We start from the raw sequence: 23,063 nt of genomic DNA, 5'->3' as shown, positions 1-23,063 counted from the left end.
TACGACGCCGGGTCAGTACCGGAGCCTGTCGGACGACAGGCTCCGCGCCCGCCTTGTCAGCAGGATCGCGCCGGCCAGGCCCAGTAGGGCCATGCCGGCGGTGGCCAGATAGCCGAACGCCCCGAAGGCGTCGAACAGCGGGCCGGACGCCAGGGTGGCGATGCCCAAGGTGAAGCCCGACGACAGCGCCGAGTTGATCGCCTGGGCCGGCGAGGCCGCGGACGGCGGGGCTAGCTTTTCGATCAGCCGCAACGACGCCAGGAACGAGGCGGCAAAGGTCAGGGCGTGCAGCATCTGCAGCGGAAACAGCGCCCAAAGCGGCGGCTCGAAGGCGTAGATTGTCCACCGCAGTACCGCGGCGCCCGCGCCCAGCACGAGGAACAGCTCCGGTCCCCAACGGCGACGAAGCGGCTCCAGGAACCACATGAAGGCCACCTCGGCCGCGACGCCCACGCCCCAAAGCACGCCGATCATCGGCTCGCTGATCCCCTGCTTGCGCCAGAGGATGGCCGAGAAGCTGTAATAGAAGGCGTGCGCTCCCTGGATCAGACCGGCGGTCACCACCGCCAGCACGAAGGTCCGGTTGCGCATCAGATCGGACAAGCCGTTCCAGCGTTCGGCCCGCGGCGGCTTGGCGCCCTCGGCGTGGACGCGCTCGGGCGGCACCAGGGTCGCAGCCGCCACCGCCCCGAACAGGCAGGCCGCCGCGATCCAGACGGCGATGATGGTCGGCGCCGCGAACGTGAGGATCGCCCCCATGGCGAGATTGGCCGCGATGAAGGCGCTGGAGCCTGTGCCGCGCGGAATGCCGTAGTTGAAACTCTCGACCCGCGCCCGGCGCAGGGTGATGACGTCGATCAACGGTGAAACGGTCGACAGCAAGGTCTGGCCGACGAACCAGGCCAGCATGAACCACCAGAGGTTCGCCGGACCCAGCAGAGCGCCATAGCCGATCGCCGCGCCCAGCAGCAGCAGCACCATGGGCGTACGGCGCAGGGTGAAACCGTCCGCCCAGACCGCCAGCACCGGTCCCGTGAAGGGCTTGAGCAGCAGGGGTATGGCCAGGATCAGGCCGATCTCGCCGCCGCTCATGCCGCGATCGCGCAGATAGGTGCCGATATACGGCAGACTGACGCCCGAGCTCAGGAAGATGGCGGCGTAGAACAGGCACAGGCGAACCAGGGTCGAAAGCCCCTGCCCCTCCGTCCTGTCCGCGCCGCCCGTCACCTTACTCCGCGCCGCCGAAGCGGGCCGTCCATTCGGCGATCTGCTCGTCCTCGATCTTCTTGAACAGGACCTCCGGCACGGTGATCGACTGGCCGACGCTCAGGGTGTCGAGCTCGGCCTTGGCGTCGTTCGACGGCCAGGCGGCCGGGAAAGCCAGCCCGAACGCATCGCCGATCTTCTCGGCCGCGAACGGGATGAACGGGGCCGAGATCTTGGCGTAAAGCGCGGCTAGGTTCAGCGCGGTGCGGACGATGACGGCGGCGCGGTCGCGATCGGTCTTGATCGCGGTCCACGGCGCGGCTTCCTGCAGATACTCGTTGCCGACCACCCAGAGGGCCCGCAGCGCCTGGGCGCTCTTGCGGATCTCGATGGCGTCCATCTGTTCGGAAAGGTCCGCCAGACGCGCCGAGACGTCGGCGAACAGCTTTTCCTCCAGCGGACCAGGCTCGCCGCCCGCCGGGACCACGCCCTCGAACTTGCTCTCGTTGAACTTGAGGATGCGGTTGACGAAGTTGCCCAGCACATCGGCCAGGTCGCGGTTCACGGCGCTGGCGAACTGCTCCCAGGTGAAGGCCGTGTCCGACCCTTCCGGCGAGTTGGCAGTCAGATACCAGCGCCACAGGTCGGGCGGCAGGATCTCCAGGGCCGCGTCCATGAAGACGCCGCGCTTGTTCGATGTCGAGAACTTGCCGCCGTACCAGTTCAGCCAGTTGAAGGCCTTGAGCATGTCGACGCTCTTCCACGGCTCTTCGGAGCCGAGGATCGTGGCCGGGAAGCTGACCGTGTGGAACGCCACATTGTCCTTGCCCATGAACTGCACGTAGCGGACGTCGTCGGCGCCGGCGTCGGTGCGCCACCAGCGCGTCCAGTCGCGATCAGCCGAGCCTTCGGCCCACTCCTGGGTGGCGGCGATGTATTCGATCGGCGCGTCGAACCAGACGTAGAAGACCTTCTCCTCGAAGCCCGGGCGCGGCACGCCGTCCTGAGCCACCGGAATGCCCCAGGCCAGGTCGCGGGTGATGCCGCGATCGATCAGGCCCTCGTCCAGGTGCTTGTAGGCGATCGAGCGGGCCAGCGGCGGCCAGTCGGCGTGGCTGTCGACCCAGGCGCGGATCTTGTCCTGCATCTTGGTCTGCAGCAGATAGAGGTGCTTGGTGTCGCGCACCTCGATGTTCCGCGAGCCCGAGATCACCGAGTACGGGTCGATCAGGTCGGTGGGGTCCAGCAGGTTGCCGCAGTTGTCGCACTGGTCGCCGCGCGCCTTCTCAAACTTGCAGTGCGGGCAGGTCCCCTCGACATAGCGGTCGGGCAGGAAGCGCTTGTCGTCGACCGAATAGACCATCTGGTCGATGCGTTCCTCGATCAGGCCGTGATCTTCCAGCGCCTGGCAGAAGTGCTGGGTCAGGCGATGGTTCTGCGGCGAGGATGAGCGGCCGAAATGGTCCCACGACAGGCCAAAGGCGCGGCCCACGTCGTGCTGCAGCACGTGCTGCTCGGCGCAGTACGCGGCCACGTCCTGACCGGCGGCGGCGGCGGCCAGTTCGGCGGGCGTCCCGTGCTCGTCGGTGGCGCAGATGTAGAGCGTCTCGTGGCCTTGGGCCCGCTTGAAGCGCGCATAGACGTCCGCCGGCAGCATGGAGCCCGCGAGGTTCCCCAGGTGCTTGATGCCGTTGATGTACGGCAGGGCGGAGGTGATCAGGATGCGAGCCATGAGGGCGCGGCCTTTCGGGGGAGTCTACAGAACGCTTGGAAGGGTCCGCATATAGAAGGCTCGCGCCCGAAACGAAAGCGCAAGCCGATTGACCGAACAGCGTTCTTGGGATCAGCCTGACGAAAGCTGGGACCATGATGCGTGATCCAGTCGTTTCGGGGGGAAACATCGATGAAACAGGTAAACTGGCTGGGCCTTGTCGTCGCCCTTATCGCTGGTCAGGTGATCGGCGTCATTTGGTACGGCAACCTCTTCAGCGCCGCCTGGATGGAGGCCCAGAGCCTCACCGAGGCGGACTTCGTCGGCCAGGACTGGAAGATGGGTCTGGGCGTCTTGAACATGATCGTCATCCTGCTGGGTCTGGACTGGCTGATCCGTCGCTTAGGGGCCAGCGGCTATATGGCCGGGGCCAAGGTCGCTCTGGCGGCTTGCGTCTGCTTCGCGCTCACCGTGGCGGCTTTGAACTACATCTATGCAGCCGGTACGCTCTCGTTGCTGCTGATCGACGGCGGCTATCAGGTCGTGACCTACACGGTCGCCGGCGCCTTGCTGGGCGGTCTGAAGCGCAAGCCGAAGGCGGCCTGAGTTCCCGCCGCAGGAGCGAGACCGGCCCAGCCCGACCCGCGACAAATCCGCCCCTCACACGACCGCGCTTGCTTTTTGCACCGCAACAAGCGCATAAGGTCGTTCATCGAGCCCCCTTCGTGTCGCTTCGGCGGCGGAAGGGGGCTATTTTTGTTGGAATTCGACCAAGAAGCGGTCCGAGGGAAGCGTTCAAGGCTTCAAAGGGGCCCGATTTGGTCATGGCGCGAGCCGCACGTGTTTGTGTGCGGCCGCAGACGTGAACTGGACCCATATGCCCTTCCCCGCCTCCCACCCCGCTCTTGAGCGGGCTCTCGCCGCTCAGGGTTACGCAGAGCCCACCCCCGTTCAGGCCGCCGTGCTGGCCGCAGACGCCGCCGACCGCGACCTGCTGGTCAGCGCCCAGACGGGCTCTGGCAAGACCGTCGCCTTCGGTCTCGCGGCCGCCCCGACCTTGCTGGGCGACGCCGAGACCTTCGGTCAGGCCGCCGAGCCGCTGGCCCTGGTCATCGCCCCGACCCGCGAACTGGCCATGCAGGTCAATCGCGAGCTGGGCTGGCTGTATGCCGAGGCCAAGGCCGCGGTGATCAACTGCGTCGGCGGCATGGACGCCCGCCGCGAACAGCGCGCGCTGAACTATGGCGCCCACATCGTCGTCGGCACGCCGGGCCGTCTGCGCGACCACATCGAGCGCGGTCACCTGGATCTCTCCAAGCTGAAGGTCGCCGTCCTCGACGAGGCCGACGAGATGCTGGACATGGGCTTCCGCGAGGATCTCGAGTTCATCCTCGACGCCGCCCCGGCCGAGCGTCGCACCCTGCTGTTCTCGGCCACCCTGGCGCGTGACATCGTTGAGCTGGCCAAGCGCTATCAGAACGACGCCGTCCGCATCGACACCATCGGCCGCAACGAACCGCACCGCGACATCGAGTACCGCGCCGTGCGCGTGGCCCCCAACGAGGTCGAACACGCCGTCGTCAACCTGCTGCGCTTCTTCGAAGCCCCCGGCGCTCTGGTATTCGCCAACACCCGCGAGAGCGTCCGCGGCCTGCACAACAAGCTGCGCGAGCGCGGCTTCGCGGTCGTCGGCCTGTCGGGCGAGTTGTCCCAGCGTGAGCGCGCCGACGCCCTGCAAGCTCTTCGGGATGGTCACGCCCGCGTCTGCGTCGCCACCGACGTCGCCGCACGCGGTCTTGATCTGCCCGACCTGGGCCTCGTGATCCACGCCGAGCTGCCGATCAACAAGGCCACGCTGCTGCACCGTTCGGGCCGCACCGGCCGCGCGGGCAAGAAGGGCGTCAGCGCCCTAGTCGTCCCCTACACCCGCCGCCGCAAGGCCGAGCAGCTCCTGTACGCCGCCGGCGTCGAAGCCGACTGGGGCGGCGCCCCCAGCGCCGACTCGATCCGCGAGAAGGACCAGGAGCGCCTGCTCGAGGACCCGATCTTCAGCGAGACCTCGACCGACGAGGACATCGCCCTGGCCGAAGCCATGCTGGCCAAGCGCACCCCGGTCGAGATCGCCGCCGCCCTGATCCGCACCCGCCGCGCCAAGCTGCCTTCGCCGGAAGACATCTATGACGATCCGCGCCACGGCGCTGATCCGGGCCCGCGTTCGCGTGAGCCGCGCGAGTTTGGGGAGCGCCCCGAGCGCGAACCGCGCGTCAGCATGGAAGGCTCGGAGTGGTTCCGGATCAGCGTGGGCCGTCGCGGCAACGCCGATCCCAAATGGCTGATCCCGATGATCTGCCGCCTGGGCCACATCACCAAGAAGGACATCGGCGCGATCCGGATCTTCGACTACGACACCAAGTTCGAGATCTCGAACGAGGCGGCGGTGAAGTTCGGCGCGGCGGTCCAGACCACCGTGCGCGAAGACGTCTCGATTACGCCGACCACGGCGCCGGCGGCGCGCGAAGCCGGCCCGCGTCGTGAGTTCACGCCGCGCCCGCCGCGTGACCGTGACGACGCGCCGCGCTCGCCGCGCGCCAACGCCCCTGGTTCGCGCGATCACACCCCGCGCCCGTCCAGCTTCGGCGACGACGGCTTCAGTAACGCCAAACCCTACAACCGTGGCGAAGAGCCCAAGGGCGACTACAAGCCGCGCCGCGCGCCGCGCGACAACGACGCGCCGCGTCCGTACTCGCCGCAGGACTCCGAAGGCGCGCCCAAGCGCGCCTTCAAGCCGCGCCACGAGGCCGGCGCCGACGCGCCGCGTGAGTTCAAGCCTCGCGCCCCGCGCGCTGATGGCGACGCGTCCAAGAAGCCCTTCAAGAAGGCTTTCAGCGACAACGCCGCCGGTCCCAAGCCTTACGCCAAGGCCCCGGGTGCCAAGCCCTACGCCGGCAAGCGCGACGCCGACGGCCCGGCCAAGCCGTTCAGGGGCCCCAAGCCCTTCAAGGCCAAGAGCTTCGACGCCAAGCCCGGCGGCAAGCCGGCCGGTAAGCCGTTCAAGAAGAAGTAGTTAGCGATGCAAAATCCTCCCCCTCGCGGGGGAGGTGTCGGCTCGAAGAGACGACGGAGGGGGAAGAGGCAAGCCCTGCAACACTTCCCCCCTCCGGCCTTCGGCCGCCTCCCCCACAGGGGGAGGATTTTGATCACACCGACTGCCCGGCGCTCCACCCCGACGCCCAGGCCCACTGGAAGTTATAACCACCCAGCCAACCGGTGACGTCCACGACCTCGCCGATGAAATAGAGGCCGGGCACGGCCTTGGCCTCCAGGGTGCGGGAGTCCAGCCCTTCGGTGTCGACCCCGCCCAGCGTGACTTCAGCGGTGCGATAGCCTTCCGAACCGACGGGCTTGAAGGTCCAGGCGTTGACCGCAGCGGCCAGCCGACCCAGCACCTTGTCCGAACAGTCGGCGATGTTGCCCTTATCGGACGCTTCTCCCTCGGCGATCACTTGCGCGACGCGCTTGGGCAGCAGGGTCGCCAGCACCGTCGCCACCGCCTGACGCGGCGTGGCGGTGCGCGCGGCCTTCAGCGCCGCCAGAGCGTCGACGCCGGGCGCCATGTCGACCCGGATCTCGTCGCCTTCACGCCAGTAGGACGAGATCTGCAGGATCGAGGGGCCCGACAGCCCCCGGTGCGTGAACAGCATGCCTTCCTGGAACTTGGTCTTGCCGTGGGCGACCACGGCGTCCAGCGCCACGCCCGAGAGCGGGGTCAAACGCGCCAGCATGCCCGCCTCGAAGGTCAGGGGCACAAGCGCCGGGCGGGTCTCGATGATGTTGAGGCCAAACTGCCTGGCGATATCGTAACCCAAGCCCGTCGCGCCCATCTTCGGGATCGACTTGCCGCCGCTGGCCACGACCAGCGAGGCGCAGGCGACCTTGCCTGAAGAGAGGGAGACCTCGAATCCGGACGCAGCCTTGGCCACGCTCTCCACGCTGGTCTCCAGCCGCAGGGTGACGCCGGCGGCCTTCATCTCGGTCAGCAGCATGGTGATGATCTGCTTGGCCGAGCCGTCGCAGAAGAGCTGTCCCAGGGTCTTCTCGTGGTAGGCGATGCCGTAGCGCTCGACGAGGGCGATGAAGTCGCGCGGGCGATAGCGCCGCAGGGCCGACAGCGCGAACTTGGGATTGGCCGACAGGAAGTTATGGATCGACGCGCCGGTGTTGGTGAAGTTGCAGCGGCCGCCGCCGCTGATGCGGATCTTCTCGCCCGGCGCCTTGGCGTGGTCGATCACCAGGACCGAGCGCCCGCGCTTGCCCGCCTCGATGGCGCACATCATGCCGGCCGCGCCCGCGCCGATCACCACAACGTCGAAGGTTTCCAAGGTTTATCCGTTCTCTGCTGGCCCTCCTTCGAGCGGAGGCGGCCGCGCAAGTCAACTGATCCAAGGGCGGCGAACCGCCACATCGGCTTGACCTTCCGGCGGAAGGCGTTACGACGCTCGCCCCCTCCCGCCCAGAATTGATCGAGCCCCTCCATGACGGCCGCTTCTCCCGTTTCGGCCCCTGGCGCGCCGACCATCGGCGTCGACTTTGGCACCACCAACACCGTGGTCTCGCTGACCCTGGGCGATGATCAGGCGCGGCTGGTCCGCTATTCGATCAACAACCGCGACCTCTTCGCCTTCCGCTCGGCGCTCAGCTTCCATAGCGTCCAGGGCGTGGGCGAGGCGGCGAACGAGCGGGTGGTCGAGGCCGGCCCCTGGGCGATCGAGGCCTATCTGGAAGATCCGCTGGAGACGCGGTTCATCCAGTCGTTCAAGACCTTCGCCGCCTCGGCCGCCTTTACCGAGACCCGCATTCTCAACAAGCGCTACCAGTTCGAGGATCTGCTGGCCGCGTTCCTGCTGCGTCTGAAGGAGCATGCCGGCGAGCAGTTGGCGGCGCTGCCGCCCCGCATCATCGTCGGCCGCCCGGTGACCTTCGCGGGATCCTCGCCGGACGAGGCGCTGGCCCTGACGCGCTATGAGGCCGCCTTCCAGCGCCTGGGCTTCAGCGACATCCGCTACGCCTATGAGCCGGTGGGCGCGGCCTTCTTTTTCGCCCGACAGCTGAAGCAGGACGCCACCGTGCTGGTGGCCGACTTCGGCGGCGGCACCAGCGACTTCTCGCTCGTGCGGTTCGAGCGCGCGGCGGACGGGACGCTGCGCTCGACGCCGCTGTCGCGCTCAGGCGTCGGCGTGGCCGGCGACGCCTTCGACTACCGGATCATCGACCAGCTGGTCTCGCCGGAGCTGGGCAAGGGTTCGGACTACCGGTCGTTCTCCAACAGCCTGCCGATACCGCAGCGCTACTACGCGGCCTTCGCGCGCTGGGATCAGTTGGCCCTGCTGCGCGCCTCCAAGGACATGCGCGATATCCGCGCCCTGGAGCGGACGGCGGTCGAGCCCGACAAGATCGCCGCGCTGATCGAGGTTCTAGACGGCAATCACGGCTATGCGCTCTATCGCTCGGTCTCGGCGCTGAAGGAGGCGCTGTCGAGCCAGGACCAGGCGACGTTCCGGTTCGAGGCGGGCTCAGTGCGGATCGAAAAGCCCGTGGCGCGCACGGAGTTCGAGGCCTGGATCGCGCCCGAGCTGGCCGCGATCGAGACGGCGGTCGGCCAGGCCCTGGACCAAGCCGACCTCACCGAGGCGGGCGTCGATCGCGTGTTCCTCACGGGCGGCAGCTCGTTCGTGCCGGCGGTGCGCGAGATCTTTCTGCGCCGCTTCGGGGCGGACAAGATCGAGACCGGCGGCGAGTTCGAGTCGATCGCCTCGGGCCTGGCCCTGATCGGCCGCGAGGCGGATCTTGACCTCTGGACGATGCGCGCAGGCTAGGTCCTCTTCGCCGCATGGTGGCGCCCGACGCTTTGGCTTAGGGTTAACGCGAACGATTCGCGTCGCGACCTTGTGAGGCAACGAGTCCAGTGCCGATTTCGTATCTGTCCGCCGCCCAGATCGCAGCCCTGGCGACGACGACGGTACAGACCCTTTCGACCACGAAACTGGAGGCGCTGACCAAAACCCAGGTCGGCGCGCTGTCGGACTCGGCGATCGGCGTGCTGAACGCCACGCAGGTCTCGGCCCTGACATCGACCCAGGTCAAGGGCCTGACGGCGACGCAGATTCCGGCCTTCGCCCAGAACCTCTTATTCGATGTCGATCAACTTCAGGCGTTCAGCGGCGCGCAGCTGAACGCCCTGACGTCGACGCAACTGGCCAAGCTGGACGCGGATCGCCTGCAGGCGCTCAGCGCCATCCAGATCGGCGCAATGGACGCCACCCGTTTCACCGCGCTGGACGCCACCCAGATCGCCGCGCTCAGCACGACGCAGCTGGCGCAGCTGACCACCACCCAGATCGCCGCCTTCAGCGCGACTGACTTGGACGAGCTCTCGCCTGAGAAGATCTCGGCGCTGACCGAAACGCAGATCGCCGCCCTACCCGCCGACCTGGTCCCGTCTCTGGAAGGCTCACGCCTGTCGGCCCTGAGCACCACTCAGCTCCAGCGCATGACCGCCACCCAGGTCGCAGCGCTGTCGACAACCCAGCTGCGGAGCCTGGGAGACAACCTCACCGCGCTGGGAGCCACCCAGATCGGCGCCCTGTCGGCCGCCCAGACCGCCGTGCTATCGGACGCGGTTGTCGGAGGGATGACCGGAACCCAGCTTGGCGCGCTGAGCACCGAAGGGTTGTCCGGGCTTTCCGCGACCCAGGTCGCGGGCCTGACCAGCGATCAACTGGCCGGACTAAAGCCGACCCAGTTGCGGGCCTTGAGTGAAAACGACCTGGCCGAATTCACGCCCGCGCAGATGCGCCACTTCAGCGCCGCTCAGCTGTCGGCCCTGAGCACCACCGGCCTGAACAGCCTCAGCGCCGATCGGGTGCAGGTGTTCGACACCACCCAGCTGGCGGCGCTGACCACGACCCAGGTCGCGAGCCTGACCGCCGACGATCTGGCCGAGTTCACGCCGGCCCAGGTGGGAGTTCTCGCCACCACCCAATTGGCCATGCTGTCGACGACGGGCCTAAACAGTCTCAGCCGAGAGCAGCTCCAGGTGCTGACAGCGACCCAGCTGAAGAGCCTGAGCCGAACCCAGGTCGGCGGCCTGTCAGAGACCAGCCTGTCGGCGTTCACGCCCGACCAAGCGCAGGTCTTCAGCACCACGCAGCTTAGCGCGCTCTCCGCACAAGCCCTCAACAGCCTCAGCGCCAGTCAGGTCCAGGCCCTGACCGCGACCCAGCTGTTGGGACTGACCACGACGCAGTTTGCGGGCCTGACCGAGACCGACTTCGCCGAGTTCACCAAGGACCAGGCCGAGGTTTTCAGCCAGACCCAGATCGCGGCGCTGGCGACGACGACCCTGAACGCGCTGGCGCAGACCCAGCTTCAGGCGTTGACCGAAACCCAGCTCGCGGCGCTCGTCACGACCCAGATCTCGGGACTTTCGACCACAGGCCTGGACAAGCTTTCGGCCACCCAGCTCAAGGCCTTCGCGCCTTCGCAACTGGCCGCCCTGTCGACCACCAACTTCAACCGCCTGAGCGCCAGCGCGATCCAGGCCCTGTCGGCTTCGCAACTGGCCGCCGTCAGTCCCACCCAGCTGAACGCCCTGAGCGCAACGGACTTCGCGCGCTTCTCGGCGACCCAGGTCGCCAGCTTCAGCGGCGAGCAGATCGGCGCGCTGTCGACGACCAACTTCAATGGCCTCAGCCCAAGCCAGATCGCGGCCTTGTCTTCAACCCAGCTGGCAGGCGTCAGCGCGACCCAGATGGCGGGCCTGACCAACACCGACCTGGCCGAACTGTCGACAACCCAGTTCGCCGCCCTGACCGGAACACAGATCGGCGGTCTTTCGACGCGACACCTGACCGGCCTGGACCAAACAGCCTTCCAGGCTCTGACGGCCGGCCAAGTCTCGGGCCTGAGCGCGAGCCAGCTCAGCGCCTTGTCCGCGAGCGATATCGGCGAGTTCACCACGACCCAGATCGCCGCTCTGACCGCAAGCCAGATGATGGCGATTTCCGTGACCAATCTGGCGGCCCTGTCGGCCGATCAGTACGCTGCCTTGACGCCCAGCGCCCTCAGGGGCCTGTCGTCCTTCCAGCTGCGAAACATCTCGCCCGGCGCCTTCAGCCAGCTCAGTGAAACCCAGGTCCAGGCCTTGAACGCAAGTCAGCTGGGCTCGCTGTCCACGGCGGTGATCACCAGCCTGACCACGACCCAGGTGGGCTATCTAGCCCCGAGCCAGATCCCCGGCCTGACGATCAATCAACTGGATTGGCTTTCGACCACCAACATCGCGGCCATGACGCCGCTTCAGGTCGGGGCCTTTACGCCGGCTCAAGTCGAGAGCCTGGGCTAACGAACGTCAGCGCCCGAGCGTCTTGGCCAGGTAGTCGGCCAGCACCGTAACGCGCGCCGGGCGCGGCCCTCCGGGCGGCATGACGAGATGCAGAGCGATCGGCGCGGCGCTCCAGTCGGTCAGCACCGCCTCAAGACGCCCGTTGGCCAGGGCCGGGCCCACGATGAAGTCGGGCAACATGGCCACGCCAGTCCCCGCCAGCAGCGGCGGCAACAGCGCATCACCATTGTTGGCCCGCAGCACCGAGCGCGGCCGCACCGCCGCCTCCTCGCCCCCCGCCCGCTGAAAGCGCCAGGTCTCCGGCGAGGCCTGGTGGCCATAGGTCAGCCCCCGATGCTCAGCGAGATCCGCCGGGTGAGTCGGACGCCCGTGCGCCGCCCAATAGGCCGGCGCGGCCACGACGTGGCGCTGCACCGCCCGCAGCCGCCGCGCCACCAACGAGCTGTCGGGCAGGTCGGCGACGCGCAGGGCGATGTCGAACCCCATGCCGATCAGGTCGACGGTCGCATCCGACAGGTGCAGGTCGATCGAGACGTCCGGATAAGCTTCCAGAAAGGCAGGCAACACCGGAGCCAAACTGGCGACGCCCAGCGACATCGGCGCAGCCATGCGAACAAGCCCGCGTGGCGCGGCGGACTGGCTGGAGGCCTCCTCCTCGGCGGCCTCGGCCTCGGCCAGCACCCGGCTGGCGCGCTCAACGAGCGCCTGGCCGGCGTCGGTCAGGGCCAGGCGTCGCGAGGTGCGATTGAAGAGCCTGGCCCCAAGGCGCAGCTCAAGCCGCGTCACCGCTTTCGAAACCGTCGCCTTCGACATGGCCAGGGTCTCGGAGGCGGCAGCGAACGAGCGCAACTCGGCCACCTTGGCGAACACGGCGAGGCCTTCCAGATCGGGGAGCTTGGACATCGCTAGATGCTATTTTTCGAAACGATAGATTTCAATAGTTTCGATTTATAATCACGCCTGCGCACCTATCTTCTTCTCAACAGGACGCGCCGACGCGGCGCGCCAGACACTTGAAAGGTAGAGCCATGATCGACCGCAGACCGTTCGAAAAGCTTGGCGGCGCCGACCACGGTTGGCTGAAGGCCAAGCACCACTTCTCGTTCGCCAGCTACTACGACCCCAGCAACATGAACTGGGGCGCCCTGCGGGTGTGGAACGACGACGAAATCGCCCCCAACACGGGGTTTCCGCCGCATCCGCACAGCGACATGGAGATCATCACCTATGTCCGCGACGGCGCGATTACCCACCAGGACAACCTGGGCAACAAGGGTCGCACCGTCGCAGGCGACGTCCAGGTGATGAGCGCAGGCACGGGCATCCGGCACGCCGAGTACAATCTCGAGCCGGAAACGACCCGGATCTTCCAGATCTGGATCGAGCCGAAGTCGTTCGGCGGCGCGCCCTCCTGGGGCTCCAAGCCGTTCCCGAAAGGCGACCGCTCGGGCAAGTTCGTGACCTTGGCCAGCGGCTTTTCCGATGACGCCGACGCCCTGCCGATCCGCACCGACGCCCGCGTGCTGGGCGCGACGCTTAAGGCAGGCGAGACGACGACCTACGCCCTGGGCAAGGATCGCAGCGGTTATCTGGTGCCCGCCGCAGGCGTGGTTGAGGTCAACGGCGTCAAGCTGAACGCCCGGGACGGCGCCGGCATCAAGGATGAGGACGTTATCACCATCACCGCCCTCGAAGACGCCGAACTGGTGCTGGTCGACGCCGCCTAAGGCGTTTCCAGAGCGTCGCGGGGCCCGCCCGCAGCAAAAGGCCCCGGACCTTGCGGTTCGGGGCCTTGACGTTCTCGGACTAGAGAGGCGCTGGATCAGCCCTTGTTGGCCAGAGCCGCCTGGGCCGCCGCCAGACGCGCGATCGGCACGCGGTAGGGCGAGCATGATACGTAGTCGAGACCGACCTTCTCGCAGAAGCTGATCGAGGCCGGATCGCCGCCATGCTCGCCGCAGATGCCGAGCTTGACGTTCGGACGCACCGCGCGGCCACGCTCAGCGGCGATACGGATCAGGTCGCCCACGCCGTCCTGGTCGAGGCTGACGAAGGGGTCCTTCTCGAAGATGCCCTTCTCGATATAGGCGTTTAGGAACTTGCCCGCGTCGTCGCGGCTGATGCCGAACGTGGTCTGGGTCAGGTCATTGGTGCCGAAGCTGAAGAACTCTGCATTGTCGGCCAGGTCGCCGGCGCGCAGGGCCGCGCGGGGCAGCTCGATCATGGTGCCGACGGTGTACTCCAGCGCCACGCCCTGCTCTTCCAGCACCGCCTTGGCGACGCGGTCGGTCAGGTCCCGCAGGTACTTCATCTCCTCGCCCTTGGCGACCAGCGGGTGCATGATTTCCGGCACCGGCGCGGCCTTGCCCGACTTGGCGATCTCGCAGGCGGCCTCGAGGATGGCGCGGACCTGCATCTCGTAGATTTCGGGATAGGAAACGCCCAGGCGGCAGCCGCGGTGGCCCAGCATGGGGTTGGTCTCGTGCAGCTCCTTGGCGCGACGCATCAGCTTGGCGGCGTCGAGACCGGTGGCCACGGCCACGGCTTGGACGTCTTCCTCGGTGTGCGGCAGGAACTCGTGCAGCGGCGGATCCAGCAGGCGGATCGTGACCGGCAGGCCTTCCATGATCGTGAAGAGCTCGACGAAGTCGGCCTTCTGGAACGGCGCGATCTTGGCCAGCGCCGTGCGGCGCCCCTTCTCGTCGTCGGCCAGGATCATCTCGCGCACGGCGGCGATCCGGGTGTCGTCGAAGAACATGTGCTCGGTGCGGCACAGGCCAATGCCCTCGGCGCCGAACTGGCGGGCGGTCTTAGCGTCCAGAGGCGTCTCGGCGTTGGCCCGCACCTTCAGGCGGCGGACCTGGTCGGCCCAGCCCATCAGGGTGGCGAAGTCACCGGTCAGCTCGGGCTCGATCATCTTCGGCGCGCCGGCCAGGATGTCGCCGGTGGAGCCGTCGATGGTGATGATCTCGCCGGCCTTGTAGTCGCGGCCACGAACGCGGAACAGGCCTTCCTTCTCGAAGATGGCCACATCGCCGGCGCCCGAGACGCAGGGACGGCCCATGCCGCGCGCCACGACGGCGGCGTGACTGGTCATGCCGCCCCGCGCCGTGATGATGCCGCGCGCGGCGTGCATGCCGTGGATGTCCTCGGGGCTGGTTTCCTCACGCACGAGGATCACCGACTCGCCATTGGCGGCGGCCTTCTCGGCGGCGTCGCTGTCGAAGACGATCTTGCCGGTCGCCGCGCCGGGCGAGGCCGGCAGGCCCTTGGCGATCACATCGCGATGGGCCGACGGATCGATGGTCGGGTGCAGCAGCTGGTCCAGCGAGGCCGGCTCGACGCGGCCGACGGCCTCCGACGTCGAGATCACGCCTTCAGCCGCCATGTCGACCGCGATCTTGAGCGCGGCCTTGGCGGTGCGCTTACCGTTGCGGGTCTGCAGCATGTAGAGCTTGCCCTGCTCTACCGTGAACTCGATGTCCTGCATGTCGCGGTAGTGACGCTCCAGCGTCTCCACGACCGTCTTGAACTGGCCGAACACCTCGGGCATCGCCTCTTCCATCGAGGGGGCGGTGTCACCCATCTCCTCGCGGGCGGCCTTGGTCAGGGATTGCGGCGTGCGGATGCCCGCCACCACGTCCTCGCCCTGGGCGTTGATCAGGAACTCGCCGTACAGGCGGTTGTCGCCGTTCGACGGGTTGCGGGTGAAGGCCACGCCCGTGGCCGAGGTCTCGCCCATATTGCCGAACACCATCGACTGGATGTTCACGGCCGTGCCCCAGCTTTCGGGGATGTCGTGCATACGGCGATAGAACTTGGCGCGGTCGTTCATCCAGCTGGCGAACACGGCGCCCACCGCGCCCCACAGCTGCTCTTGAGCGTCCTGCGGGAACGGCTTGCCCAGCTGCTCGCGGACGGCGGCCTTGTAGTCCTTGATCACTGCGGCCCAGTCGTCGGCCGTCAGACCGGTGTCGACATGCACGTCCAGGCGATCCTTGTGGTCGTCGAGGATCTCCTCGAACATGTGGTGCTCGAGGTTGAGCACGACGTTCGAGTACATCTGGATGAAGCGGCGATAGCTGTCATAGGCGAAGCGCCGGTCGCCCGAGAGCTTGGCCAGCCCCTCGACGGTCTCGTCGTTGAGGCCCAGGTTCAGAACCGTGTCCATCATGCCCGGCATCGAGGCCCGGGCGCCCGAGCGCACCGAAACCAGCAGCGGGTTGGTCACATCGCCGAATTGCTTGCCGGTGATCTCTTCGATCTTGGCGAGGCCAGCCTGGACCTGTTCGGCCAGTTCGGCCGGATACTGCTTGCCGTTGGCGTAATAGTGGACGCAGGCCTCGGTCGTGATCGTGAAGCCGGGCGGCACGGGGAGGCCCAGGGACGACATCTCCGCGAGATTGGCGCCCTTGCCTCCCAAGAGGTTCTTCATCGAGGCGTCGCCATCCGCGCCGCCTCCGCCGAATGCATAAACCCATTGGGCCTTGGTCAGCGTCTCAACCGGCATCTTTGAATTCACCCTGCGATAAGTGAAAAGGCCGCGCCCCTCTGATGGGGGTCGTCTCGCCTTGGAACAGCGCTGCTTTGTTGTGATCCCGCAGTGCAATATCCGGGCGTCTCAGTAGCACTTCGGTCAAGAACGCGTCCACTGGCGGTTGGCGTTCCAGGCGATAACGAGAGAATTCGGCAAATAATTCCAATGACAACGTTGTCCGGCAAGCGCTGAAGGCGACGTTCTGAGCAATTCTGGCCCAATCGCTCAACTTGAGGCGCAGGCGGACGATTGTGAGGCCTTGTCTTCGCGCTGCGAAACGCCTTCGATCGTTCCATGACGATACGGATAGTCCGACTCGGGACCTTGCTGGGTGATGCGGACGCCATCGCCGATCTGCACACCCGCAGTCGACAGGACGCCTATCGCGGCCTCTACGGCGACCACTATCTGGACCATCAACTCCCAGCCATGTCCCGCGCGACCTGGCGCGAACGTTTCAGGGCCTTCTCACCGCAACAAGACCTGATCCTCGCCGCCGTGGACGACGCAGAACCGGTGGCCCTCGCCTACGCCTCTTTCCGATTGAACCCTGAACTCGGGCTCCTGGTCGACAATCTTCACGTCGCTCCCGAACGCAAGCGTCAAGGCCTGGGCTCGCGCCTGCTGGCCGAGGTCGCCCGATGGCTGTGCGACGAGCACGGGGGCGCGCCTCTGAATCTGGAAGTCTACGCGCCGAACGCGGACGCCCTGGGCTTCTATGCGCGCAAGGGCGGCGTGGAGGTGGCCCGCTACCCTGAAACAGCGCCGGGCGGACGCGAGGTCGAGGTTGCGCGATTCAGGTGGGCCCAGCCCGGAGTTCTGTTGCGCTGATCGTCGGGCGCAGGGTCCGAAGAGAGCGACGGAACCTTCACAGGCATCCGCCGCTCGCCCCCGATCGGTTCGCGCCTTCGGCTCTGACGGCCGTCGTACGCGGAGCCCATCGCCCCACCGGTCCGACTCCCACAAGAGCAGACGATTTGTCGTAGTCGTCTGGGAGGCGCGGCGATGTGACGTTTCGCACAGCGGCGGGCGCACGGCGGTGACGGCCGCTGTTACCGGGCGCGGTGGACGCTACGCAAATAGGCTTGATCCGACTCGGTAAGAGTCTTTGGCGTTCCGTCGCGGCCGTCGAACAGCGTCATGATCGAGTCCATCGGCGCCGGGCGCACGCGAGTATCCGCCAGCGAGACCAGGGCCAGGTAGTCAGCCAAGGCCGACACCTTTACGTCCTGCGCCTTGCTCGCATCGACGACGATCAGGGCGTTGTGAGGCCGTGCGTCGCCGGCGGCCGAGCTGCGTACATCGCCGCCATGGATCCAGCGAACCGGATCAGCGCCTGAGCGGAACGCCTCGGCCGCCGCTGTGGGCACGCCGCTGTAGTTGAAGCGCTTGGAGCGCGCCGCCTCGCGGATCAGCGCGTCAGGCTCGGCCGAGAACAGGACAACGACATTGGGCTCGCAGGCGCGCTTCGCATAGGGCGCGCCGGCTTGCTGAGCCACTTGGTGCAAGCGCGCGGCGACATAGGCGTTGACCTCTGCGGACGCGCCCCGGACCAAAGGACAGACGCCCTCTCGAGCGCTGCCGGGTGAGACCTGTCTCAGCCGAGACATCTCTCCCTCGAGCCCGTTCTGCCTTCGCGCATCGCCTATGAGTGTGTCGGCCTGCCGCGCCGAGGCGCCCGACGCAACCGCAACTGCGGCGCTGACTACGAGGACAAAGATCGCATTCTTCATGATGGCCCTCCGCTCGATAAAGAGAGCGAAACACAATCTTTGAATGATTAAAAGCCGCATTCCCGCTTATATAGAAGCAGATATACTCCAAACCTGACGGTCCGCAGAGCGCGTCCTGGGGGACGAGGAGGCCGTCAGACGCCGGTGTCCATGACGAGCGCCATCACCTCGACGGACGAGCCTCCGCGTTTGGAGCGCCCTGATGCGGGGCTCAGCGGCGACAGCCGACGACCGGCGCTGGGATGTTGCGCATTTCGCAGGCCTGGTGGCTCAGCGGTCGATGATAGACGAGCGGCGCGAACCAGAGGAAAGCGGCCGAGCTGGCGATCACGACACCCCAACTCGTCAGCTCCAGGCGGCTACGCCATCGAGGTCTCCGTAGCGCCAGATCACGGATCAGAAAGGGTAAGCAGAGCACGCCCAGCAACAGGGGCACGAAGTGGTGATACAGATACATCACCCGATGCTGGGCCAGCAGGCCGTGACAGACGTAGAAGACCATCGCCGTGGCGATAATCGGCGCGAGTTGCCTGGCCGTGGCGCCCCGCAGCTTGAACGTCCCGGCGAGGCCGCCCGCCGCAACCAGGACCAGGCAGATGAGCAGGCTGACGGCGCTGAGCGTCCAGTTGACCGGATTGGCGACGAGCTGAACATAGCGCGTCATTCCGTCCCGGCTGTCCCAACGATAGTTGATGGGCTTGACGCCAAGCGGCTGCAGCCACGGTGAAGACCCATTGGGATCCAAGAGGCCAATGCCCGCCTGATCGTTGAGCATGAAACTGAAGGAGTCTCGCATGGCCGCCGCGACAACGCTTGGCGACCATGGCGCACGCCCATCGACATAGTGCTGGTAGGTCGTCGACATGAACCGCGCATCAATCGCGGCCGCCGGCGTACCGAAGTCTAAGGGCTTGCGGCTCCAAAAGGTCTGGACGCTGTAGACGCTGGCGATAATGGCGAGCAGCGCCAGAGCGAAGGCGCTGGCCTCCAAGGTCGCGGTCGCCCATGCGCGCGCACGCCTCCAGCGAGAAACCAGCGAGATCAGCAGAAGCGTGGCCGGCCCGGCGGCCAGGAGCGCGCCGTCGAGCTTGACCATCATAGCCGCCCCCGTAGCTGCGCCGGCGCCGGCGAACAACAGCACGCGCCTGTCATTCGGACCGCGCCGCGCCGCTGCGATCATGAAGCCGACCGCGATCAGCGCGAACTCGACCTGGAAAGCGTCGAGTTGAGCAGCGCGGAATTGAACGATGAAGGCGGTTTCGAAAGCGACCAGAGCGGCGACCGCCGCAGCCGCCCCTGGCGGGAACGCAGCGGCCAGGAGTATGGCGTAAACCGTCAAGACGATGGCGACGCCGAACAGCGCAGACGCCAGCCGGACGCTCCAGATCTGATAGCGGTCGGGAAGTTGAGTTTCGCCCACGGTCTTGAACCGCGCCAAGTCGTCAAGCTCGACGGCCTTGTTGGCGCCGGTGAGCTGGTCGCCGAGCGCGAGCAGCATCAAGCCCAGCGGCGGATGGGAGGCGAATTGTGGCCGACCTTCGGCGTAACGCGCGACCGACGTCAGATAGTAGTTTTCGTCCCAGTAAGGACCGCACGGCTCATCCAGATGGAGGAGATAGTTGGCCGATCCGATGAGCGTGAGAAGCAGGCCGCAAACCAGGGCCGCCAACCTGTTAGGGCTGCGCCTGACAGCAAGACGGCTCGGGATCAGAGGCCGTCCTAGCGTTTCAATACTGTGGTTTGCGGTGCGCCGGCGCGGGAACATCGTGCTCCTCCTGACCCGCAAAAGTCAGGCGGCGTCGGGCGGGTTAAAGGCGCCAAGCGCTCCGGCCTGAAACAGAACCGCTTCAAGATTGAGAGGCTCGACGCCCCTCGCCGCGCCCCGGAGCGCCCCTCGTGAGCCTCGCCGCTCACCCCTGAAACATTGGCGCCTTTTCCTGTCGTTTCCGAACGGAAACGGCTTCGAACATGAGCGTTTAAGGCCCTTTTGCGACCGCGAGCGCGTCCGAGCGTGGGGCCACCCTTCCCTCGGAGATTTCACCGTGGCCGACCACAACGAAGATCACCCTCATGGCCTGCAGTTCGATCTGGAAGCGATCGAACGGCAGATTCTGCAACGTCGACATGTCCTGGGCCTGCTAGGCTTTGGGGGGAGCGCCGCATTGCTCACCGCCTGTGGCGGCGGCGGCGGCGGTTCATCGACCAGCAGCGCCACCTCGACAACCAGCAGCAGTTCTTCTTCTACATCGTCGAGCTCGTCCTCTACGTCGTCGTCCTCGACCAGCTCGTCGACGGCGTCGAACGGCAGCTGCGTGGCCGAGCCCGAAACGACGAACGGCCCCTACCCCGCCGACGGTTCCAACACCTCGAGCGGCGCGACCTCGAACGTTCTGACGTCCAGCGGCATCGTTCGCAGCGACATCCGGTCGAGCTTCATCACCAGCACCACCGTCGCTGCGGGCCTGGTGACCACGATCAAGATCAAGCTGGTCGACGCCAACAACAACTGCGCCCCGCTGGTCGGCTACGCAATCTACTTCTGGCACTGCACGAACAACGGCCTCTACTCGCTGTACACCGTGCCGACCGAGAGCTACCTGCGCGGCGTCCAGGTGACGGACTCGAACGGCGAAGTCACCTTCACCACCATCTATCCGGGCTGTTACTCGGGTCGCTGGCCGCACATTCACTTCGAAGTCTACAAGTCGCTCGCCACGGCGACCATCGAGACCAATGCGCTGCTCACCTCGCAGATCGCTATGCCGTCAGCGATCTCGTCAGCCGTTTACAACAACGTCTCCGGCTACAGCGCCAGCATCAGCAACCTCGCCCAGATCACGCTGGCCAGCGACAACGTGTTCAGATCGTTCACCGCCGCGCAACTGGCGGCGGCCACGCCCACCCTGACCGGTGACACGACGTCGGGCTACAGCGGTACGATGACGATCGGTCTGGGGTCGTAGTCCCATGGGCGCGCTCGTCGACACCAAGACCCTGAGGAACGCCATTCCTGCGGAACCGTCGCGGCTGCTGCCGGTCGAGCTTTCCGTGATCGTCCCCACGTTCAACGAGCGCGCTAACCTTCCAGCCCTGGTCGCCGGGCTAACGAGCGCGCTCGCCGATATCCGGTGGGAGCTGATCGTGGTGGACGACGACTCGCCGGACGGCACCGCCGAGGAGGTCCGGCGCTGGCACGGCGTGAACCCACGGGTTCGCATCCTGCGTCGGATCGGTCGCCGCGGGCTTGCCAGCGCTTGTATCGAAGGGGCCCTGGCCTCCAGCGCGCCTTACCTCGCCGTGATGGACGCCGATGGTCAACACGACCCAAAGCTCCTCCCAGCGATGCTGCAAGTCCTGCTGGATGACGAGGCCGATCTCGTGGTGGGCAGCCGCCATGTGGAGAACGGCGGCGTCGGCGCCTGGAGCGGCTGGCGCGCCCAGATCAGTCAGGTCGCAACAGGGCTGGCCCACACGTCCGGCCTGCGCCAGCTCTCGGATCCGATGAGCGGCTTCTTCGCCATCCGACGCGAGGCCTTCGACGCCCGCGCGCCGAATCTGGCCGGTCGCGGATTCAAGATCCTGCTCGAACTGATCGTCGCCAATCCCGCCTTCCCGCCGGGGCGCATTCGCGAACTGGGCTACAAGTTCGGCCTTCGCACTCAAGGCGAGAGCAAGTTCTCGCTTTCCGTGGCCTGGGACTGCCTGGCCACCCTGGTCGAGGGCGGCTCGGGAGGACTGATCAGCCGACGTTTCCTGACCTTCGGCTGCGTCGGCGCCTTCGGCTTCGGCGTTCATCTGGCGATCCTGGGAACGGCTTACCGTCTGTTGAACCTGTCGTTCGGCTTGGCCCAGATCGCCGCGCTCAGCGGCGCGATCCTGTCCAACTATGTCCTGAACAACATCCTGACCTACGGCGACCGATCAAACCGGGGCTGGCGATGGATCTCGGGGCTGGTGTCGTTCGGCATGATCTGCGGCTCCAGCGCCTGGGCCAATTTCGAGGTCTCCCAGATCGCTTTCCGTCACGGGGCGCCATGGGCCGCCGCCGCCTTCCTCGGCGCGGCCACCGGCGCGCTCTGGAACTACATCGCCACCGCCCGGATCACCTGGCGCGCGTAAGCCGGAAGGAGCGCCGCGCCACCCGCTCAACCCTGAAACAAAGCCCTCGAAATCGAGCGACTTTTGTTTCGAAACCCAGCGCCAAGCGCCCCAACGCCGACGTTCCGCCCCGTCACAAAGACCACAACGGCGGTCGAAGGGACCGCCTCACAGGAACCGCCACGATGCGCCCCACGGCCGTCATCATCGCAGCGATCGCCCTCTGGCTCCCCGCGCTGGCGCACGCCCAGGTGTTCGAGGTCGGCGATGACGGCGTCACGCGGCGGACCAGTAGCGCGGTCCAGCCAGGCGGACAGCAGAGCCCGACGCCCAAGGCCGCGCGGAGTCCCTTCGCTCCTGTGATTGACGCTGCGGCCGCCCGCTATGCCCTCGCGCCGGAGCTCGTCGACGCGATCGCCCGTCAGGAAAGCGCCTACAATCAGGCCGCCGTGTCGCCGAAGGGGGCGATCGGGGTCATGCAGCTGATGCCCGGCACGGCCCGAACGCTGGGCGTGGACCCGCGCGACGCCGTCGCAAACATCAACGGTGGCGCGGCCTATCTGCGCCAGATGATCGACAAGTTCGACGGTCGCATCGACCTGGCCCTCGCCGCCTACAACGCCGGCCCCGGAGCCGTCGCCCGTCACGACGGCGTGCCGCCCTACCGCGAAACCCAAACCTATGTCGCCACGGCGCTGAACCGCCTGGCTTCGACCAGCCTCGCCCAGACCAACCCTCAATCGGGAGATCAGCCTTGAAACATCCGATCCGCACCCTGCCGCTCAACGCCCTCGCCATCGCGGCCGTCGCCGCTCTGGCCGCCGGGCCCGCCCATGCTCAAGCCGGCGCGCCGCAGGGCGCCTCGCCGCTGCTGTCGGCCGTCATCTGGATGCAGGACAGCCTGATGGGCAATGTCGCCACCGCAGTGGCGGTCATGGCCGTGGGCGTCGTCGGCTTCATGATGCTGACGGGCCGCCTCAACTGGCGTTACGGCGCCACCGTGATCTTGGGCTGCTTCATCCTGTTCGGCGCAGCCACCATCGTCGGCGGCATCCAGGCCGCCGCTGGGGGCGCCTAATCATGGCGGGCGCGGACAACACAGTGGCCCGCACGCCCGTCTTCCGGGCGCTGACCCAGCCTCAGATGTTCGCCGGGGTCACCTACAGCTTCTTCATCATCAATGGGGTCGCGACGACCGAGATCTTTCTGATGACGAAGAGCTTTTGGGCGTTCGCCGGGGCGCTGGCGATCCACGCGGTCGGCTACGTCGCCTGCCTGCGCGAACCCCGCATCTTCGACCTGTGGCTGACCCGCGTCAGCAAGTGCCCGCGCACCCGCTCCTACAAGCGGTTCGGCTGTAACTCCTACGAGGCCTGA

18 protein-coding genes are annotated in these 23,063 nt (G+C 66.8%); 11 read left to right on the top strand and 7 right to left on the bottom strand.

The genetic code is table 11. The features are described 5' to 3' along the window. Window positions 1-12: 12 nt before the first annotated feature. Window positions 13-1,227, bottom strand: coding sequence for an MFS transporter (locus tag OVA11_RS10600; protein ID WP_268067350.1), 1,215 nt, complete (start codon window positions 1,225-1,227; stop codon window positions 13-15). A 1-nt stretch (window position 1,228) separates the two neighbouring features. After that, window positions 1,229-2,938, bottom strand: coding sequence for a methionine--tRNA ligase (gene metG, locus OVA11_RS10595; protein WP_268067349.1), 1,710 nt, complete (start codon window positions 2,936-2,938; stop codon window positions 1,229-1,231). Between the two features lie 171 nt (window positions 2,939-3,109). On the opposite strand from metG, the gene OVA11_RS10590 reads away from it, so the two are divergent. Beyond that, on the top strand, window positions 3,110-3,523 hold the full coding sequence (locus OVA11_RS10590; protein ID WP_268067347.1) for a DUF1761 domain-containing protein: 414 nt from the start codon (window positions 3,110-3,112) through the stop codon (window positions 3,521-3,523). A 271-nt stretch (window positions 3,524-3,794) separates the two neighbouring features. Further along, entirely contained in the window at window positions 3,795-5,981 is a 2,187-nt protein-coding gene (locus tag OVA11_RS10585) for a DEAD/DEAH box helicase (RefSeq protein WP_268068941.1), read from the top strand. Between the two features lie 133 nt (window positions 5,982-6,114). On the opposite strand, the gene OVA11_RS10575 is transcribed toward OVA11_RS10585, so the two are convergent. Beyond that, window positions 6,115-7,296: an NAD(P)/FAD-dependent oxidoreductase gene (locus OVA11_RS10575; protein WP_268067346.1), complete on the bottom strand. Its 1,182-nt coding sequence runs from the start codon at window positions 7,294-7,296 to the stop codon at window positions 6,115-6,117. 153 nt (window positions 7,297-7,449) lie between these two features. On the opposite strand from OVA11_RS10575, the gene OVA11_RS10570 reads away from it, so the two are divergent. Both OVA11_RS10570 and OVA11_RS10565 read left to right on the top strand, forming a co-directional pair. Next, window positions 7,450-8,790 carry an Hsp70 family protein gene (locus OVA11_RS10570; protein ID WP_268067344.1) on the top strand — a complete coding sequence of 447 codons (1,341 nt, stop codon included), beginning with the start codon at window positions 7,450-7,452 and terminating at the stop codon, window positions 8,788-8,790. Window positions 8,791-8,879: 89 nt separating this feature from the next. Next, window positions 8,880-11,318 (top strand): hypothetical protein, encoded by a 2,439-nt coding sequence (locus OVA11_RS10565; protein ID WP_326493053.1) that lies wholly within the window; start codon window positions 8,880-8,882, stop codon window positions 11,316-11,318. A gap of 6 nt (window positions 11,319-11,324) precedes the next feature. On the opposite strand, the gene OVA11_RS10560 is transcribed toward OVA11_RS10565, so the two are convergent. Then, a complete protein-coding gene (locus OVA11_RS10560; protein ID WP_268067343.1) occupies window positions 11,325-12,221 on the bottom strand; it encodes a LysR family transcriptional regulator in 897 nt (298 codons plus the stop codon). Between the two features lie 125 nt (window positions 12,222-12,346). Between OVA11_RS10560 and OVA11_RS10555 the strand changes: the two genes are divergently transcribed. After that, the gene (locus OVA11_RS10555) at window positions 12,347-13,045 is read left to right on the top strand and encodes a pirin family protein (RefSeq protein WP_268067342.1); all 699 of its coding nucleotides are present in this window, start codon (window positions 12,347-12,349) and stop codon (window positions 13,043-13,045) included. Between the two features lie 95 nt (window positions 13,046-13,140). Here the strand turns inward: OVA11_RS10555 and ppdK are convergent, their stop codons facing one another. Continuing rightward, window positions 13,141-15,828 carry a pyruvate, phosphate dikinase gene (ppdK, locus tag OVA11_RS10550; RefSeq protein ID WP_268067341.1) on the bottom strand — a complete coding sequence of 896 codons (2,688 nt, stop codon included), beginning with the start codon at window positions 15,826-15,828 and terminating at the stop codon, window positions 13,141-13,143. Window positions 15,829-16,149: 321 nt separating this feature from the next. On the opposite strand from ppdK, the gene OVA11_RS10545 reads away from it, so the two are divergent. After that, on the top strand, window positions 16,150-16,686 hold the full coding sequence (locus OVA11_RS10545) for a GNAT family N-acetyltransferase (RefSeq protein WP_268067340.1): 537 nt from the start codon (window positions 16,150-16,152) through the stop codon (window positions 16,684-16,686). A gap of 221 nt (window positions 16,687-16,907) precedes the next feature. Here the strand turns inward: OVA11_RS10545 and OVA11_RS10540 are convergent, their stop codons facing one another. Both OVA11_RS10540 and OVA11_RS10535 read right to left on the bottom strand, forming a co-directional pair. Further along, window positions 16,908-17,588, bottom strand: a complete 681-nt coding sequence (locus OVA11_RS10540; RefSeq protein WP_268067339.1) for a hypothetical protein — start codon at window positions 17,586-17,588, stop codon at window positions 16,908-16,910. A 211-nt stretch (window positions 17,589-17,799) separates the two neighbouring features. Continuing rightward, complete coding sequence (locus OVA11_RS10535; protein WP_268067338.1) at window positions 17,800-19,257, bottom strand: phospholipid carrier-dependent glycosyltransferase; 1,458 nt, start codon at window positions 19,255-19,257, stop codon at window positions 17,800-17,802. 373 nt (window positions 19,258-19,630) lie between these two features. On the opposite strand from OVA11_RS10535, the gene OVA11_RS10530 reads away from it, so the two are divergent. The 5 genes from OVA11_RS10530 (at window position 19,631) to OVA11_RS10510 (ending at window position 23,063) form a co-directional block, all read left to right on the top strand. After that, window positions 19,631-20,551, top strand: coding sequence for a dioxygenase family protein (locus tag OVA11_RS10530; protein WP_268067337.1), 921 nt, complete (start codon window positions 19,631-19,633; stop codon window positions 20,549-20,551). 4 nt (window positions 20,552-20,555) lie between these two features. Next, window positions 20,556-21,707, top strand: a complete 1,152-nt coding sequence (locus OVA11_RS10525) for a glycosyltransferase family 2 protein (protein ID WP_268067336.1) — start codon at window positions 20,556-20,558, stop codon at window positions 21,705-21,707. A 164-nt stretch (window positions 21,708-21,871) separates the two neighbouring features. Then, complete coding sequence (locus OVA11_RS10520; RefSeq protein ID WP_268067335.1) at window positions 21,872-22,444, top strand: lytic transglycosylase domain-containing protein; 573 nt, start codon at window positions 21,872-21,874, stop codon at window positions 22,442-22,444. Beyond that, window positions 22,441-22,764, top strand: coding sequence for a TrbC/VirB2 family protein (locus OVA11_RS10515; RefSeq protein WP_268067334.1), 324 nt, complete (start codon window positions 22,441-22,443; stop codon window positions 22,762-22,764). Before OVA11_RS10520 ends, OVA11_RS10515 begins: the two co-directional genes overlap by 4 nt. A 2-nt stretch (window positions 22,765-22,766) precedes the next feature. Beyond that, complete coding sequence (locus OVA11_RS10510) at window positions 22,767-23,063, top strand: type IV secretion system protein VirB3 (RefSeq protein WP_268067333.1); 297 nt, start codon at window positions 22,767-22,769, stop codon at window positions 23,061-23,063.

The organism is Caulobacter sp. SL161, assembly GCF_026672375.1.
In the GTDB taxonomy this organism is placed as follows: Bacteria; Pseudomonadota; Alphaproteobacteria; order Caulobacterales; family Caulobacteraceae; genus Caulobacter.
This window is presented reverse-complemented; position numbering and strand designations above follow the sequence as displayed.